The sequence below is a fragment of the Cryobacterium sp. MDB1-18-1 genome (assembly GCF_004402735.1).
GTDB classification, from domain to species: domain Bacteria; phylum Actinomycetota; class Actinomycetes; order Actinomycetales; family Microbacteriaceae; genus Cryobacterium; species Cryobacterium glucosi.
Map to the genome: position 1 here is coordinate 159,526 of NZ_SOFR01000018.1, position 17,072 is coordinate 176,597.

Below are 17,072 nucleotides of genomic sequence, written 5' to 3' on the forward strand. Positions count from 1 at the left end.
GGCGGATCGCCCCGATTCGCATGCCCCGACTCACATCCCATGGATCCGTATCGTCAAGGGGCGCTATCGTCCAGGGGCGCTGAGAATCAGACCTGCCGGGCGGTTCGCGGATTGAGTTCACGGTATTCGCGGTAGACGAGAACGACGATTGCGGCATCGAGCGCGGTGATGACGGCCATGCCCACTGTGGGGCGGAGGACGAAGGCGTAGAGCTGGTAGCCGAGGAAGGCGATCAGGATCCCCAGCGCGTACGGATAGGCCCGGTGCCATTTGCGCAGGAGGCAGTAGACGAGAGCCACCTTCACGGCTCCGTGGGTGATGAGGAAGGCGATCAGGAAGCCGGCTCCCGTTGCGGCAAGCTCGGAATCCAGCCGGGCTACGTACTGCGCCAGGAAGCGCATGGCGGAGGAGTCGCCCTCCCCCGCCTCGCCCGCTACTCCCGCGAGCAGGGCGTGGACGAAGGCGGGTGACACCCACACCACGAGTCCGGCGGCGAGTTCGATCACGCCGTCGATGCCCTTGATGCCCACTCCGACGGAATAGAGGCGATCCGTGACCGTCCGAGAACGTCGGGACTCAGTGGGAGTCGAGGCCACCGGATACCTGCCTTCCCACTGATCGAGCCGGTTCCTAGGCCGGAACACCCGCCAGGGCGAGGTCGCCTGCCACCGCACGGATGCCGCGGTTGACCGCGGAGACGACGGCCTTCAGCGAGGCGGTCGAGATATCGGCGTCGATGCCGACACCCCAGTAGCGCCGGCCGTTGACGTCGAGTTCGACGTAGGACGCAGCCAGGGCGTCTCCGCCGGCGGACATGGCGTGTTCGACGTAGTCGTAGAGCGTGATCGCGATGCCGCGCTCGGCCATGATTCCCAGGAACGCGGCGATCGGACCATTGCCGGCCCCCTCGACGCGCTCGACTCCGTCGTCGTCCCGGAGGTCGACCGTGAGGTCGACACGGCCGCCCAGATCGCTCGAGGTCCGCGTGGAGAACAGTTCGAACCGGCCCCACTTGTCGTCGGGCTGCCCACTGGAACTCGGCAGGTACTCGTCGTTGAAGATCTCCCAGATCTGCTCGCTCGTGACCTCGCCGCCCTCGGCATCCGTCTTGGACTGGACGACCCCGGAAAACTCGATCTGGAGCTTGCGGGGCAGGTCGAGGGAGTGGTCGGTCTTGAGCAGGTAAGCGACGCCGCCCTTGCCGGACTGCGAGTTGACCCGGATCACGGCTTCGTAGCTGCGACCGAGGTCCTTCGGGTCCACCGGCAGGTAGGGAACCGCCCACTGGAGTTCGTCGACGGATCGGCCCTGCGCCGCGGCATCCGCCGCCATGGCTTCAAAGCCCTTCTTGATGGCGTCCTGGTGCGACCCGCTGAAGGCGGTGAAGACGAGGTCTCCTGCCCAGGGACTGCGTTCGGGAACGGGCAGCTGGTTGCAGTATTCGGCGGTGCGCTTGACCTCGTCGATGTTGCCGAAGTCGATCTGCGGGTCGATGCCCTGGGTGAACAGGTTGATGCCGAGGGCGACGAGGTCGACGTTGCCGGTCCGTTCGCCGTTGCCGAAGAGGCAGCCTTCGATCCGGTCTGCGCCGGCGAGGTAGCCGAGCTCCGCCGCCGCGATCGCGGTGCCGCGGTCGTTGTGCGGGTGCAGGGAGATCAGGACGTTCTCACGCTGGTCGAGGTGCCGGGACATCCACTCGATCGAGTCGGCGTAGACGTTGGGACTGGCCATTTCGACGGTCGCAGGCAGGTTGATGATGACCTTCCGCTCCGGGGTCGGCTCGAGGACGGCGATGACCTGGTTGCAGACATCGACCGCGAATTCGAGTTCGGTGCCGGTGTAGCTCTCCGGGGAGTACTCGTAGTAGATCGTCGTGCCGGGGACGGTCGCTTCGAGAGCGCGGCAGGTGCGTGCGCCGAAGAGGGCGATGTCGATGATGCCCTGCTTGTCCTCGCGGAAGACGACCTCGCGCTGCAGCACGCTCGTGGAGTTGTAGAGGTGCACGATGGCCTGCTTGGCGCCGGCGATCGATTCGTAGGTGCGCCGGATCAGGTGTTCCCTCGCCTGGGTGAGCACCTGGATCGTGACGTCGTCCGGGATGGCATCCTCGTCGATGAGGCTGCGCACGAAATCGAAGTCGGTCTGGCTGGCCGACGGGAAGCCGACCTCGATCTCCTTGTAACCCATGCGCACGAGCATGTCGAACATGATGCGCTTGCGCTCAGGGCTCATCGGGTCGATCAGCGCCTGGTTGCCGTCACGCAGGTCGACGGCGCACCAGCGCGGTGCGACTTCGATGTGCTTCGAGGGCCAGGTGCGATCGGGCAGGTCGACCGCGAACTGCTCGTGGTACGGACGGTACTTGTGGATCGGCATCGTCGATGCGGACTGGTTGTTTCTCATGATCGTGATCTCCTCGCTGGGGTTGGGATAGCCAACAACAAACGCCGCGACGAGGGAGGCCTCAGATTAGGACTCGTCGCGGCAGCGAAGGAGGAGCTGACCGAACAACACAAGGGAATGCTAACACCGATTTCCGGCCGGCATCCTGAGAAGAGTCTGAAGCGGCGGTCGACGGATGCCGCGCTCCCGTCGCGGGCGCGGCATCCGTCGCAGGACCACCGGTCTCACCCGGCGGCGAGGGCCGCAATCGGCGCCAGTGACACCGCCCGACGAGCGGGCAGGATCGTCGCCCCGACGGTGAGCACGGCGGTACCGACCACGCAGAGGGTGACGAGGAGCCACGGAATCGACGGCGCCACCAGACCGGCATGGGTGACGGATCCGAACAGTGATTGTGCCGCCGCCCACCCGTATGCGACCCCGAGCACCAGGCCGAGGGTGACGGCCGCCACGGTCATCTGCACGCTTTCGGCGAGGATCATCGCGCGAACCTGCCTGCCGGTGAAACCGAGGGCCCTGAGCAGGCCGATCTCGCGAGAACGCTGCAGCACGCTCAGTGCCAGGTTGTTGATCATGCCGACTGCGGCGATCAGGGCGCTGAAGCCCACGAGCACTGAGATCACGGCGAGGCTGGTCGACACCGTCTCGGAGACGGCCGCACGCGTCACCGGGTCGTCCATCAGCGGCTGCATCATGGTTTCGAAGGTCGATCCCGCGACGGCGAACATGGTGATGAGCGTCACCCCGATGACCAGTCCGATAGTGGTGCGGGCACTGCGCTCCGGGTGTTGACTGGCGTTCGCGACAGCAAGCCGGGCCGGCGCGCTGCCGCCCAGGAACCGGCCGACCAGGCTCAACATGGGCGGCATGATCAGATGCGACCCGAGCACAAGGCCGGTGAACGAGAGCAGGCCGCCGGCAAGTCCCAGCAGCACGCCGTACTCCGTGACCTGCCCGGCCCAGACTCCCCCGGCGAGAAACAGTACGCCCGTGGCCATCAGCACGATCGCGAAGGCATTGCGGCCCGGGCGCCGAGCCGACTCTTCGAGCGTGCGCTCCTGTGCTGCGCCGACAGCCTGCATCGGGCTCACGGTGAGGACCCGGCGAGACCCGACCCACGCTGCGCACCAGGTGGACAACACGACGATGACGACGGGCAAGGCGAGCAAGGGCTCGAGGAGACGGTAGCCGAGATCCGGGATCAGCCCGGCGCCGAAGGCAAGCCGGACACCGGCGAAACTCAGCAGGATGCCGGCGGCGGCGCCCAGCACGGCTCCGGCGAGCCCCACCTTCAGCCCGTCGAGGGCCACGGCGCGGCGCTGGTCACCCGCGCTCGACCCGATCAGGCGCATGAGCGCGATCGTGCGGGTCCGACCGGCGATGACGGTGGCCACCGTGTTGGTGGTCACGATCGCACTCACGTACACCGCAATCGTGATGAACAGGAATGCGACGATCGAGAGGGCTGCACGGACCGCTGCAATGCGGGACACGTCATTGCCACTCACGACGGTGGCGAGCACGCTCGTCGTTTCCAGGAGCAGCACCCCGAAGGCCGATGCGAGCGCCGCCACGAGCAGGCTCGCACCACGGCCGGCGTGCCCGGTGGCGCTGGCGGTTTCGCTGCCGCTCATGCGCACTGCTCCATGCCGAGCATGATGCCGGAGATCTCTTCGGCGGTGGACCGTTCCCGGTCTTCGACGACCCTGCCGTCCGCGAGGAAGAGGATGCGATCGGCGAAGCTGGCCGCGATGGGGTCGTGGGTGACCATGGCGATGCTCTGGCCGTAGCCGGTGCTCGCCGCCTTGAGCAGGGTGAGCACTTCGCGCCCGCTCCGGGAGTCGAGGTTCCCGGTCGGCTCGTCGGCGAAGACCAGCTCGGGCCTGGTGGCCAGGGCCCGCGCGATGGCCACTCGCTGTTGCTGGCCACCGGACAGCTCGTGCGGACGGTGCCTGAGCCGGTCGCCGAGGCCGAGGGAGTCGGTGAGCTGATCGATCCAGTCCTTCTCCGCCGCATCCGGCCGCCGCCCGTCGAGCGCGAACGGCAGGGTGATGTTCCCCCGCACGTCCAGCGTCGGGACGAGGTTGAACGACTGGAAGATGAAGCCGATCCGGCGGCGGCGCAGGACCGTCAGTTCCGAGTCGCCCAGGCCGGTGATCTCGGTATCACCGAGCCAAACCCGACCGGAGCCTGCCTCGTCCAGTCCCGCCATGATGTGCATCAGGGTGGACTTGCCCGAGCCGCTCGGTCCCATGATCGCCGTGAACTGGCCACGACGGATGCCGATGGACACGTCGTCGAGCGCCGTTACCGAGGTGGTGGCTGATCCATAGGTTTTACAGAGGTTGGTGACTCTGGCCGCGAGGCCGAGTTCTGCAGATGTGATTTCCATGCTTCAACGCTAGGAATCGCTCCCCCCTCACCGCATCGGGCAGCAGAGGTATCCCGGATGCCGAGGGGATGACTACCGGCCGGACCGGGTCATCCGCTCGTTACTCCGTGAGGCCGTGCTGGAAGGCATACACGACGAGCTGAACCCGGTCGCGGAGGATGAGCTTGGAGAGGATACGGCTGATGTGCGTCTTGACGGTGGCCTCGCTGAGGAATTCACGCGCCGCGATCTCCGCGTTGCTGAGGCCCAGGGCAGCAAGGGCGAAGATGTCGCGTTCGCGGCTGGTCAGTGTGCCGAAGGCCTCGGGTTCCACCGGCTGCGCGGGGGCCGGCGCGTCGAAGTGGGCGAAGAGTTCGCGGGTCGCCGATGCTGCGATGACGGCGTTGCCCGCGTGCACGGTACGGATTGCGGCCAGCAGGAACTCGGGATCCGCATCCTTGAGCAGGAAGCCGCTCGCCCCGCCCCGGATAGCCCTGCTCGCGCTTTCGTCGAGTTCGAAGGTCGTGAGGACGACGATGCGCGGCGGCATCACGCCGGCAGCCTCGGCCGCGGCCAGAATGGCGACGGTCGCGTCGATCCCGTCCATCACGGGCATCCGGATGTCCATCAGGATCACGTCCGGACTGACTGCGGCCGCCATGGTGACGCCAGCGGCGCCGCTGCCCGCCTCGCCGACGAACTCGAGGTCGGCCTGCGAAGATACCAGCATCCGGATCCCGGCACGGAAGAGCGCCTGGTCGTCGACCAGGGCGACACGGATGCGCGGGGCGTCCGCCGCCGCGACCTCGCTCATGCACGCACGTCCGTGGCCTGGACCGGACGCACGACGGGCCCCGCCATGATGGCCGGCAGGTGTGCCGCGACGCGGAAGTACCCTTCGTCGGGCTCTGCGGTCAGCGAACCGCCGGCGAGGAGCGCCCGTTCCCGCATGCCGGGCAGGCCGTGGCCGATCTCCACCGCGTGCGTCTCCCCGACGCCGGCCACCCCTGGGGCCACGGTGGACGGCGCGATCCGGAGGGCATTGTCGATCGTCACCGCGACCCAGTCGGTCGTCCAGTCGAGTCGGAGAGCCACGGTCCGGCTGGTGTCACCGTGCCGGAGTGCGTTGGTGAGCGCCTCCTGCACGATCCGGTAGACGGCGAGCTGGGCGCCGGAGCCGAGCGTGGCCGGCGTGCCGGTCGTCGTCCAGTGGATGTCGAGTCCCGTGCCGCGCATCTGCTCGACGAGGCGGTCGAGGTCGGCGAGCACGGGTTGCGGTCCGCTGACCACGTCCTGCCGCAGCCGGGCGAGCAGGATCCGGACATCTCCGAGGGCCTCCCGTGCGGTTGTGGAAATGGTGATGAGCGCCTCGTCGACGGCGTCCGGGTTCTGCGCCCTCGAGTAACGGGCGCCGTCGGCCTGGGCGATCACCACGGCAAGCGAGTGTGCGACGACGTCGTGCATGTCCCTGGCGATGCGGTTGCGCTCCTGTTCGACGACCACGGCACGCTGGGCCTGGCGCTGCTCCTGCTCGGCGCGGTACTGGGTGAATCTGCTGTCCCTTGCGGCCTGCCGGGAGCGCTTCAGCAGACCCAGGGTCCAGGAGAGGCCGAGAACGGCCAGGCTGACAAAGGTCAGCATCGCCGTCGACCAGACCAGGGCGCCGATGTCCCCCTGCGCGAGCGCTGTGCCGAGGTGTCCCACGCCGCGTTGTGCGACCGCGAGGTAGACCCCGGCCACCAGCGCGCCGACAGCGACCGAGATCAGGCCGGCCCTGCGCGTGGCCGGTCCGGCATAGGCCGCCGTGACGTAGAGCACGGCCAGGACGGCCACGTCACCGCCGAGCACCGGCTCGCCCGCGAGCATCTGTCCGGTCGCGGCCAGCCAGGCGAGGGTGAGGGCCAGGGCTGGCGAGAACCGGCGCACCGCGAGCGCCGCAGCGAACCCGACCAGGACGAGGACGGTCGCGGGGCTGCCCGAGTCGACCAGGAGAAGGAGCAGGAAGAAGAGGCCGGCGATGACGATGTCGAGGGCGAGCGAACGACGGGGAATCACACGGATCCAGCGGTACCGTGCGACACGCGTGGACACTCCCGGCTCGACCATCCTCCCAGCCTACGACCCCGTGCCGGACCGCCAGGGGGCGCCGCAGGAACGTCATCCCTGAGTGAACCGGAAATCCTCCGAGCGATGTAGTCCCGGCAGGTCAGGTCAGGTCAGGCTCCTGGCGAAAGCAAGGGCTTCCCGCACGGAGAGAGCCGGCAGATACGCGCGTGCAAGTGCGAGCCCGATCGCAGGAAGGGCGACCGGGTCGGGGTAGGCCATGAAGAGCGGGTGGAATTCGGGCTGGAACTTCCGTTTGAAGGCGAGGAGCGAACGGAACCCGTAGACGGGCTCCAGGCTGCGCCCGAGGAAGTCGATGAACCGGGAGGCGAGGCTCGACGCCCGGTTGTCTCCGTCGCCCGCGCCGGTCTGGGCGAGCGGGGCCGCCGAGAGGCTCAGGAATTCGATTTCCGGCTGTTCGCTCATCTGCCGGGCGGTCTGCGCGATCAGGAATTCCATCACGCCGTTCATGCTGTCCGGGCGCCGCCGCATGAAGTCGAGCGTCCAGCCGATCACCTTCCCGTCCCGGTAGCTCGGGAGCCAGCTCGTCACCGCGTGCACGACCTGGCCTTCGTCGATCGCCAGCATGAGCCGGACCGCGGGGTCACGGAGCTCGTCGAGTCCGCCGAGGGTGAAGCCCAGTTCGGGGAGTTCCTTCTCCTGCACCCAGAGCTCGGAAATCTCGGAGATCTGCACGTTCTCGAGCACGGGAAGCGCGCGGTACGTCGTCCATTCCGCGCGCACTCCGGCACGTTCCGCCCGGTTGATCGACGAGCGGATGTCCTGCCACTTCTTCCCGGTTGTGTCCCAGGTCCGGGGCCTCAGGATCGTCTCTTCGCCGATCCCCATGGTCTGCCAGCCCATCCGGGCGAAGGTCGCCTGCCAGCTGCCGTGCAGGCTGTAGAAGACCGGGACCCAGCCGTGGTCGTCGCACATGATGGCGAAGTCGGCGATCGCCCGCGCGGCGTCTTCGACGGGTCCGACCGGCTCCGTCGTGGTGATGGCGACGCCGGCCTCCACGCGATACGCGATCGCGGTCGATCCGGAAGCGTTGAACCACAGTGAGTTCCCCTCCCACGTGGTCATGTATGCGAGGGAGCCTCCACCGCCCCTGCTGAGGATGGCCCGCAGCCGGGCCGCGTCGTCGCTCCGGCCGCCGGCGACGGTGCTGCGCATGCACTGGATCGCCCCGATGATGACGATCGCCCAGAACACCGGTCCGACCCACTGGTAGAGCAAGGTCGACGCCCAGTCGGTCGGCAGGAAGGAGAGTCGTTCGAGTCGGAGGAATCCGACGGGAATGAACCGCTCCGGCACGTCGCTGACGAGGTCCACGAGGTTCACGGCGGGGGTGAACCGGTCGCTGAGCGCGAGTCCCCCGATGACGTACACGGCCGCGAGGCCGAAGAAGGAGACCACGGTCGTCACGAAGAAGCGGCGGAGCCTGCCCGGCCTGCTGCGCACGGGGAAGCGACGCAGGTTCACGATGATCAGCACGGCAGTTGCAAGCGGAACCAGCACCGACACGACGAGCACGACGGCGACCTCCCAGTACTGGAAGGAGCGCCAGTGCCAGACGTACGGCTGGCCGGAGATCGGCAGGAGGCCGTAGTACCAGGCGCCGAGAACGGCCATGCCGGTGTTCACGACGATCGCGAGCCAGGCCGCGAATCGTCTGCCCCGCAGGACTCCGAAGGCGGCGACAAGAAGGGTGAGGAGCGGCAGCAGCGAGACGAGCACCGGCCCCACGCCGGCGACCCTCTCGAGGGTTAGTTCGTGCACGCACTGCCGGGTGATATCGCCCAGGAGGCACCGGTCCACGACATCGGTGACGGAGGGCACGCCCTGGGTGAGCAGGAGTCCGAGCGGAGCGAGGAGGCCGAAGCGCGTTCCGGAGAAGATCGTGATGACCGGGCCGACGGCGAGGATGCCGAGCACGGACGCGAGGAGTGTCCGCGTCTCGCGGTGCGAACTGCGGCGCCAGGTCAGGTCGATCCGCCGGGGCCGGAAGACGGCCCCGAGCGCGAGACCGGCGAGGGCCCCGAGAAGGCGGTACACGTCTGAGGGCTGGCCGGAGTAGAGCACGAGCACGAGGGCAACCATCAGGGTGAATACGCGGATGCGTCGCCGCCAGAGCGGCCCTGCGAAGCTGCTCGCCGCCATGATCGTGCCGAAGATCGGCGTGAACGGGTCGAGCGCCCAGAGTTCGCTGACGCCCCGTGACCACATCTCTCCGCTCGCGACACCCGCGTCCTGGAGCAGGAGACCGATCCCGGTGCCGAGGATGGCCGTCGACAGGAAGGCGATGACCGTTCGGCCACTGCCGAGGAGATGCTCGGCATAGCCGAGGACCACGAGGGTCGCGAGGATCGCGAGCAGGAGTTCCGCGAGATTGTCCACGAGGAACACGCTCGTGATCGGCGACCACCAGTGCCCGCCGTCGATGACCGACTCGTATCCGGTCCCGAACCAGAGCCGGATCCACCGCGACGGCCCCTGGACGATGCCCGTCGAGAGTGCGAGGACGAGCAGGATGAGCGCGTAGCCGAGGGACACCGGCTGTGTCCTGAGCCGTCGCCAGACGACCCGGATGGTCACGGCGAGACCGGCTCCGGCCCGGGAGAGCCACCCGGTTTCGGCTGTTCCGCCGGCACCGTGGGAGCCTTCGGTGGACGTCGACATGGCGTTCACGGGGTCACCGCGAGTCCGGTGCGGGCCGCGATCAGCGGCAAAGCGGTCGTCCAGGCGAACTGCACGGTGTGCCAGTCGTGCGCGGTCCCTGGCGAGACGATCAGGTCCGTGCCTGCGCCGGCCGCGGTCGCCGCGGCGTCGAGGGTGTTCGCCCAGGCCAGGAAACGCGTGTCACCTGCCCCGACGGCGAAGATGATGTGCAGGTTGGAATAGGGGGCGTGCGCAGCGAGGATCGCGGCCGGCGCGGCGGCCGCGTAAGCGGTGGCACTGCCGGCGAACGCGGTCTGGATCGTGTGGGCGGCATCCCCGTTCCTGGGCACGAGCTCGCCTGAGATGTCGAGAATGGTGCCGAAGAGCTCCGGGTGCGCGGCGCCGAGCTGGATGGAACAGGTGCCGCCCTGGGAGAACCCCGCAATGGTCCACCCGGCGGGGCTTGCGGCGACCGAGAAGGTGGACCGGATCCAGGCGGGCACGTCGACAGTGAGGTAACTGGCACTGTTGCCGAGCACGGAGTCGACGCACATGGGGTTGCGGTCCGCTGCCCCCAACTGGTCAGGGACGACGACGATGGGCGTCTGGCCGGCGTGGGCGGCGGCGTACGTGTCGAGGATCGCGTCGAGTTTCCCTGCGGTGAAGACGTCTGCCGGTGTTCCCGGCTGGCCGGAGAGCATCACGACGACGGGGAGCACGGGAGGATGTGCCGTGCGGGCGGCGGCCGGCAGGTACACGATGGCCGGGCGGGCGTCGAAGCCGGATACGGTTGCCGGAATCGTGACGGTGCCGATGCTGCCCGCGGTCTCCCCCACGCTGCTCGCCGTTGCGGCGGTCGCGCCCACGTCGAGTGCTCCGTAGAGCGGAACTCCGAGTGCCGCGCGCACCGTGGTGTACTGCCCGAAGTCGGCGTTGATGCCGGCCGCGGCGGCGAGGAGGCAGAGCGGAATCAGGGCGATCGCGACGCCCCGCCGCCAGCCACGGCCGGTCAGGCTGTTGATCGCGAGACCGATCCCGGCGAAGACGGCCACGACCCAGCCGCGGGTCACCATCGACAGCGACACACCGAACAGGTCCCAGACATCGCTCGTCAGCCAGGCGAGGACCCAGCCGAAGAGCGCCCCTGCTGAGAGACTCGCGGCGACACGGAAGAAGACGATTCCGCTGTACCGGCGGACGAGCACGAGGAGGACGGCGAGTCCGGCAAGAACGTAGAGGACCACGACGACGGGCCCAGCAACGATGCTGGTGTCAAGCAATGCGGCCATTTCGGTTTCCTCCCTCCCTACCCTCACACTCCGAGGGACGGCCTTCCCGCCAAATCGCGGGTTCTGAGCAATAGCTCAGGGAAGGATGCTGGCAGGCCTGCCCGTCCCCAGCAAAGGTTCAGGGCGGCGAACCCCTAGAACCCGAGGCGACCGAGCTGCTTCGGGTCGCGCTGCCATTCCTTGGCGACCTTGACCCGGAGGGACAGGAAGACCCGCTTGCCGACGAGGGGTTCGATCTGCTTGCGCGCCCGCACCCCGACGTCCTTGAGCCGGCTGCCTGACTTGCCGATGATGATGCCTTTCTGGCTGTCCCGCTCGACGAAGAGGTTGGCGTAGACCTCGACGAGTTCCTGGTCGTCGCGTTCGATGATGTCGTCGATCGTCACGGCGATGGAGTGCGGCAGTTCGTCGGTGACGCCCTCGAGCGCCGCCTCACGGATGTACTCGGAGATGCGCGATTCGAGGCTTTCGTCCGTGACGGCATCCGCGGGGTAGAGCGGGGCGTCGGAGAGCGGCAGGAGGCGCAGGAGCTCGGCGGCGAGGATGTCGAGCTGGATGCGGCTCGTCGACGAGATCGGGACGATCGCTTCCCAGTCCCGGAGTGCGGACACCGCGAGCAGCTGGTTCGCGACGCTCGTCTTCGAGGAGAGGTCGATCTTGGTCACGATCGCGACCTTGCGGGCGCGCGGGAAGTTGTCGAGCTGCTCGTTGATGAAGCGGTCCCCCGGGCCGATCGGCTCGTTGGCGGGGATGCACAGGCCCACCACGTCGACACCGGCGAGGGTGGACTGGACGAGGCTGTTGAGTCGCTCGCCGAGCAGGGTCCGCGGCTTGTGGATGCCCGGCGTGTCGACGAGGATCAGCTGGCCGTCCTTCTGGTGCACGATCCCGCGGATGGCCCGCCGGGTCGTCTGCGGCTTCGACGAGGTGATGGCGACCTTCTCACCGACCAGGGCATTGGTGAGGGTCGACTTGCCGACGTTGGGTCGGCCGACGAACGACACGAACCCCGCCCGGAATTCATTTTCTGTGGTCATGGCCGTTTACTCCCTCATCGTCCGTCACTCCGAGGAATGCGGTCTGCGCTTCGATCAGCGCTTCGTCTCGTTGGACCAGCACTGTGCTGATCCGTTTGCGGCGGCCCTCGGTGCGTTCCGCGGTGAGGACCAGCCCGCTCGTTCGTGCGACCGACCCGGCAACGGGCAGTCGTCCGAGGGCCTTGGCCAGCAGTCCGCCGACCGAATCGACCTCGTCGTCGTCGAGTTCGAGGTCGAACAGTTCGCCGAGTTCATCGACCGGGAGCCGGGCGCTGACCCGGAACCGGCCGTGGCCGAGGTCTTCGACCTCGACGACATCGCGGTCGTACTCGTCGGAAATGTCGCCGACGAGTTCTTCGATCAGGTCTTCAAGCGTGACCAGGCCCGCTATGCCACCATACTCGTCGACGACCATGGCGAGGTGGTTCGACTCGAGCTGCATCTGCCGGAGGAGCTCGTCGGCCTTCTTCGACTCGGGGACGAACACGGCGGGCCGGGCGAGGTCGCCGACGGTGAGGCTCTCGATGTTCGGCGGTCGCTCGTAGACGAGCCGGGCGACGTCGCGGAGGTACACGATGCCCGTGACATCGTCGACTTCGCCGTCGATGACGGGCACTCGGGAGAAGCCCTTGCTCAGGAAGAGGCCCATCGCCTCGCCGAGGGAGGCATCGACCTCCATCGTCACCATGTCGGTGCGCGGGATCATGACCTCGCGGACGACGGTGTCGTTGAACTCGAAGATCGAGTGGATGAGTTCCCGGTCGTCCTCCTCGAGGACGTCGAGCTCGGTGGCCTCGTCGACCATGCTGAGCAGCTGGTCTTCCGAGGTGAAGGTCGCGAGCCGGGTGCGCCCCGGGGTGACCCGGTTGCCGAGGGCGACGAGGGCGTTCGCGATCGGCCCGAGCAGTACGCGCAGGAAGTGCACGAGCGGCGCGGTCCCGGCCAGCAACCCGTCCGGGTGCGCCCTGCCGACGCTGCGCGGACTCGCGCCCACGAGAACGAACGACACGGCCGTCATCAGGGCCGCGGACAGCACGAGGGCGAGCCAGAGCTGCTCGATCGTGGTGGCGAAGACGAGGGTCACGAGCACCGCGGAGGTCGTCTCTGCGATGATCCGCATGAAGCTGATCGCATTGAGGTGGGCGCCGGTGTCTGCGGAGATCGCGCGGAGGGACCGTTTCGCCCGGTGGGTCTCGGCGAGCTCGGCGATGTCGACGCGGGAGAGGGCGAGGATGGCGGAATCGACGGCGGCCATCAGGCCGCCGAAGGCGACCAGGACGATGGCCGCCACGAGAAACCACCCGATGCTCATCGCGCGCGGCGGCGTTCCTGCATGGCGAAGCCGATCAGGATGTCGCGCTGGATCCCGAACATTTCCTTCTCCTCGTCGGGCTCCGCGTGGTCGAAGCCGAGAAGGTGCAGGATCCCGTGCGCGGTCAGCAAGAGGAGCTCGTCAAGGGTCGAGTGCCCGGCCGTCTCGGCCTGGCCCTGGGCGACCTGCGGGCAGAGCACGATGTCACCGAGGAGGCCGGCCGGTGTTTCGGCGTCTTCTGTGCCAGGCCTGAGTTCGTCCATCGGGAAACTCAGGACATCGGTGGGCCCCGGTTCATCCATCCACTGCACGTGCAGCTGCTCCATCGCGCCCTCGTCGACGAGGAGGATCGCGAGATCGGCGTCGGCGTGCACGTGCATGGTGTCGAGGGCGAAGGCCGCGAGGCGCTGGAGCGCGACCTCGTCGACCGGGATGTCGGATTCGTTGTTGATTTCAATGCTCATGAGGGTCTCCGTTTCGGAAAGCGGTCGCGGATGCCGCCGGGTCGTTCTGGGCCGCGCTTGACGAACTCGTGGGCCTGTTCGCTTTCGATGCGCTGCGCCTGCCTGAGTGCGTCGTATTCGGTCCACGCGTCGACGATCCTGCCGACGAGGGAATGGCGTACGACATCCGCGCTCGTCAGGCGCACGAAGCGGATGTCGTCGACCGTATCGAGCACCCGGGTCACCAGGCGCAGCCCGCTCGTGCCTGCGGGCAGGTCGATCTGGGTGACGTCGCCGGTGACGACCATCTTCGACCCGAAGCCGAGCCGGGTGAGGAACATCTTCATCTGTTCCGGCGTGGTGTTCTGCGCCTCGTCGAGGACGACGAAGGAGTTGTTCAGGGTGCGGCCGCGCATGTAGGCGAGCGGGGCGACCTCGATCGTGCCGGCCGCGAGCAGTTTCGGCAGGAGTTCCGGCTCCATCATCTCGCCGAGCGCGTCGTAGAGCGGACGCAGGTAGGGGTCGATCTTGTCGGTCAGGGTGCCGGGCAGGAAGCCGAGGCGTTCCCCCGCTTCGACGGCCGGACGGGTGAGGATGATCCGGTCGACCTCCTTGCGCTGCAGGGCCTGGACAGCCTTCGCCATCGCGAGGTAGGTCTTGCCGGTTCCGGCGGGGCCGATCCCGAAAACGATCGTGTCGGTGTCGATGGCATCGACGTATTCCTTCTGGCCGATCGTCTTCGCGCGGATGCTCTTGCCCCGTGAGGTGAGGATCGGCGGCCCGAGGCGAACGGAGGGGCTCGAGGTGCTGTCCTCGCCGAGCATGCGGGCGCTCGACTCGACCTCGGCCGGCGCGAGGTCACGGCCCTCGCGGATCATCACCAGCAATTCTTCGATCAGACGGCGGGCGGCGGCGACCTGGCTCGGCTCACCGGAGAGCGTCATCTCGTTGCCGCGGACGTGCACGCTGACCGCGGGGTGTTCCTTCTCGATCGCGCCGAGCAGCCGGTCCTGCGCGCCGAGGAGGCGCACCATGGCGACCCCGTCGATGAGGATCCGGGTCTCGACCGTCGTTTCGGACGGGAGCGCACCGGAGGGCAGGGACGGCACGGACTTCTCTGACGGCTCAGACGGCTCAGACGGAACCAAGTGTTCCCTCCCCGAGCGAGCCGGTCGCCCCGTCCTCCGACGGTTTCAGGGCGAGCACGTGGGCGTGGACGTGGAACACGGTTTGTCCGGCGGCGGCGCCGGTATTGAAGACGAGGCGGAACTGGCCGTCGGAAAGCTCGGTGGCGACCCGCCCGGCGACGGCGACGAGCTCGGCAAGGAGTCCGGGGTCGCCGGCAGCGAGTTCGACGACGTTGCGGTACGCCTCCGTCTTGGTCGTGACGACGATGTGCACGGGGGCCTGCGGGTTGATGTCGACGAATGCGATGATGCGTTCGGTCTCGGCGACGATGGTCGCGGGGATGTCGCGCGCGACGATGCGGCTGAAGACGGAGGGTTCTGCGCCGGTTTCTGACATGGTCCTATCTTAAGCGGCAGGTCGCCCTGCCGGGGGTCACCACCGGTCGAGGGCGGCGTTGAGCACGGCGAGGGCGGCGGGCCCGGCCGTCGACGTGCGCAGCACGGTGTCGCCGAGGCGCACCCGCACGGCCCCGGCGGCTTCGAGCATCTCGAGTTCCGAGGCGGCGATGCCACCCTCCGGACCGACGACGAGCACGATGTCCCGCGCCGCGGTTGCCTGGGAATCGGCCGCGTCGGCCGCGTCGTCAATCGACGGCAACCGGGTCAGCCGGATGTCGGCGGTGGGCTCGAGGAGCAGCATCCGCGTGCCCCGCGCCAGCACGGCAAGTTGTTTGGTGCTCGTGAGGTCTGCGACCTCGGGAAGCCAGGGCCGGATCGATTGCTTGGACGCCTCGCGTACGATGGCGCGCCAACGCTCCCGTCCCTTGGCGACCTTCTGGCCCTCCCAGCGTGTCACCGAGCGGGCGGCCGCCCACGGAACGACGCCGTCGACGCCGAGTTCGGTCGCGGCCTGCACCGCCATCTCGTCACGGTCGCCCTTGGCGAGTGCCTGCACAAGGCGGATGCGCGGGCTCGGCCTCGCGATGTTCCGCGCGCTGTCGACCCGCAGGGCCAGCCGTCCGGGCTCCGCTTCCTCGACGGTCGTCTCCAGGAGCAGGCCGGACCCGTTCCCGGCGAGCAGGTGCTCCCCCGGCCGGACCCGGCTCACGGTGACCGCGTGTCTGGCCTCGGCACCGGTGATGGTCGCGACGGCTCCGACAGGGCAGTCCTCCGCGCGGAGGGACTCGTCGATGAAGAAGTGCGCCATCCGGTTAGACGCGGAACCGGTCGCGGAGCTTCGCGAAGAGTCCCTGCTGCACCGCACTGAGCGCGGGAGCCGGGGACTTGTGCTTCGCGGCGAACTGTTCGATCAGTTCCCTCTCCTTGTGGTCGAGCTTGGTCGGCGTCACGACGTGGATCCCGACCTTGAGGTCGCCGCGGCCATTGCCGCGGAGGCGCGAGACTCCGCGGTCCTTGACCGTGATGACTTCGGAGCCCTGCACTCCGGCACGGATCTCGACGGTGATGTCGCCGTCGAGGGCCTTGACCGTTGTGGTCGTGCCGAGGATCGCATCCGTCATGGGCACGTCGAGGGTGCAGAGCAGGTCGTCACCGTCGCGGCTGAACACGTCGTGGTGGCGGACCTTCATTTCGAGATACAGGTCGCCGTTGGGGCCGCCGGCAGGTCCGGCCTCTCCGCTCCCGGGCATCTGCAGGCGCAGGCCCGTGTCGACGCCGGCGGGGATGTCGACCGGAACCGTGCGGCGGGCACGGACACGGCCCTGGCCCTGGCAGGTCACGCACGGGGTTGCGATGATCGTGCCGAAACCGCGGCAGGAGCCGCAGGGGCTCGAGGTCATCACATTGCCCAGCAGGGAGCGCACGGCGCGCTGGATGTTGCCGGTGCCGTGGCAGATGTCGCACGTGACGGGGGCGGTTCCCGGCTGGCAGCAGGTTCCGCTGCAGGTCGCGCAGACGATGGCCGTGTCGACCTCGAGGTCGCGGTGGGTTCCGAAAATGATCTCATCGAGGTCGAGTTCGACCCTGATCAGGGCATCCTGGCCGCGTTCGCGGCGAGACCTCGGTCCACGGCTGCCGCCGCCCCCTCCGAAGAAGGTCTCGAAGATGTCGCCGAAGTTGCCGAAGTTGCCCTCGAACCCGGCGTTTCCGCCCGTACGGCCGTTGCCGCCGTGGTCGTAGTTGTCGCGCTGCTTCGGGTCGCTCAGCACGTCGTAGGCGTGGGTGACGTGCTTGAACCGCTCAGACGCATCCGCGCCGGGGTTCACGTCGGGGTGGAGCTGGCGGGCAAGGCGACGGTACGCCTTCTTGATTTCGTCGGTGGAGGCATCGCGTGCGACGCCGAGTACTTCGTAATGGTCAGCCAAAG

General features: G+C 68.1%; 15 protein-coding genes. All 15 read right to left on the reverse strand.

Going from position 1 to position 17,072, the window contains the following annotated elements:
- Positions 1 to 86 precede the first annotated feature (86 nt).
- The 15 genes from E3O50_RS05105 to dnaJ all read right to left on the reverse strand — a co-directional run bounded on the left by E3O50_RS05105 (position 87) and on the right by dnaJ (position 17,070).
- Entirely contained in the window at positions 87 to 530 is a 444-nt protein-coding gene (locus E3O50_RS05105; protein ID WP_166790610.1) for a DUF2127 domain-containing protein, read from the reverse strand.
- Positions 531 to 630: 100 nt separating this feature from the next.
- The gene (gene leuA / locus E3O50_RS05110) at positions 631 to 2,403 is read right to left on the reverse strand and encodes a 2-isopropylmalate synthase (RefSeq protein WP_134446044.1); all 1,773 of its coding nucleotides are present in this window, start codon (positions 2,401 to 2,403) and stop codon (positions 631 to 633) included.
- Between the two features lie 224 nt (positions 2,404 to 2,627).
- Complete coding sequence (locus tag E3O50_RS05115) at positions 2,628 to 4,037, reverse strand: ABC transporter permease (RefSeq protein WP_134446045.1); 1,410 nt, start codon at positions 4,035 to 4,037, stop codon at positions 2,628 to 2,630.
- On the reverse strand, positions 4,034 to 4,795 hold the full coding sequence (locus tag E3O50_RS05120; RefSeq protein WP_134446046.1) for an ABC transporter ATP-binding protein: 762 nt from the start codon (positions 4,793 to 4,795) through the stop codon (positions 4,034 to 4,036). Before E3O50_RS05120 ends, E3O50_RS05115 begins: the two co-directional genes overlap by 4 nt.
- 100 nt (positions 4,796 to 4,895) lie before the next feature.
- A complete protein-coding gene (locus E3O50_RS05125) occupies positions 4,896 to 5,588 on the reverse strand; it encodes a response regulator transcription factor (RefSeq protein WP_134446047.1) in 693 nt (230 codons plus the stop codon).
- On the reverse strand, positions 5,585 to 6,880 hold the full coding sequence (locus tag E3O50_RS05130; protein WP_134446048.1) for a histidine kinase: 1,296 nt from the start codon (positions 6,878 to 6,880) through the stop codon (positions 5,585 to 5,587). Before E3O50_RS05130 ends, E3O50_RS05125 begins: the two co-directional genes overlap by 4 nt.
- A gap of 105 nt (positions 6,881 to 6,985) precedes the next feature.
- Positions 6,986 to 9,559: a DUF2156 domain-containing protein gene (locus tag E3O50_RS05135; RefSeq protein WP_134446049.1), complete on the reverse strand. Its 2,574-nt coding sequence runs from the start codon at positions 9,557 to 9,559 to the stop codon at positions 6,986 to 6,988.
- Positions 9,560 to 9,564: 5 nt separating this feature from the next.
- Positions 9,565 to 10,827 carry an alpha/beta hydrolase-fold protein gene (locus tag E3O50_RS05140; RefSeq protein ID WP_134446050.1) on the reverse strand — a complete coding sequence of 421 codons (1,263 nt, stop codon included), beginning with the start codon at positions 10,825 to 10,827 and terminating at the stop codon, positions 9,565 to 9,567.
- Positions 10,828 to 10,961: 134 nt separating this feature from the next.
- A complete protein-coding gene (gene era / locus E3O50_RS05145; RefSeq protein ID WP_134446051.1) occupies positions 10,962 to 11,864 on the reverse strand; it encodes a GTPase Era in 903 nt (300 codons plus the stop codon).
- Positions 11,848 to 13,176 carry a hemolysin family protein gene (locus E3O50_RS05150; protein WP_134446052.1) on the reverse strand — a complete coding sequence of 443 codons (1,329 nt, stop codon included), beginning with the start codon at positions 13,174 to 13,176 and terminating at the stop codon, positions 11,848 to 11,850. Before E3O50_RS05150 ends, era begins: the two co-directional genes overlap by 17 nt.
- Positions 13,173 to 13,640 (reverse strand): rRNA maturation RNase YbeY, encoded by a 468-nt coding sequence (gene ybeY, locus E3O50_RS05155; protein ID WP_134446053.1) that lies wholly within the window; start codon positions 13,638 to 13,640, stop codon positions 13,173 to 13,175. The genes E3O50_RS05150 and ybeY overlap by 4 nt, the downstream gene beginning before the upstream one ends.
- Complete coding sequence (locus tag E3O50_RS05160; protein WP_134446126.1) at positions 13,637 to 14,653, reverse strand: PhoH family protein; 1,017 nt, start codon at positions 14,651 to 14,653, stop codon at positions 13,637 to 13,639. The genes ybeY and E3O50_RS05160 overlap by 4 nt, the downstream gene beginning before the upstream one ends.
- Before the next feature lie 100 nt (positions 14,654 to 14,753).
- Positions 14,754 to 15,143: an HIT domain-containing protein gene (locus tag E3O50_RS05165; protein WP_134558466.1), complete on the reverse strand. Its 390-nt coding sequence runs from the start codon at positions 15,141 to 15,143 to the stop codon at positions 14,754 to 14,756.
- A gap of 36 nt (positions 15,144 to 15,179) precedes the next feature.
- Positions 15,180 to 15,953 (reverse strand): 16S rRNA (uracil(1498)-N(3))-methyltransferase, encoded by a 774-nt coding sequence (locus tag E3O50_RS05170; RefSeq protein ID WP_134558467.1) that lies wholly within the window; start codon positions 15,951 to 15,953, stop codon positions 15,180 to 15,182.
- Between the two features lie 4 nt (positions 15,954 to 15,957).
- Positions 15,958 to 17,070, reverse strand: a complete 1,113-nt coding sequence (dnaJ, locus tag E3O50_RS05175) for a molecular chaperone DnaJ (protein ID WP_134558468.1) — start codon at positions 17,068 to 17,070, stop codon at positions 15,958 to 15,960.
- Between the last annotated feature and the right edge of the window lie 2 nt (positions 17,071 to 17,072).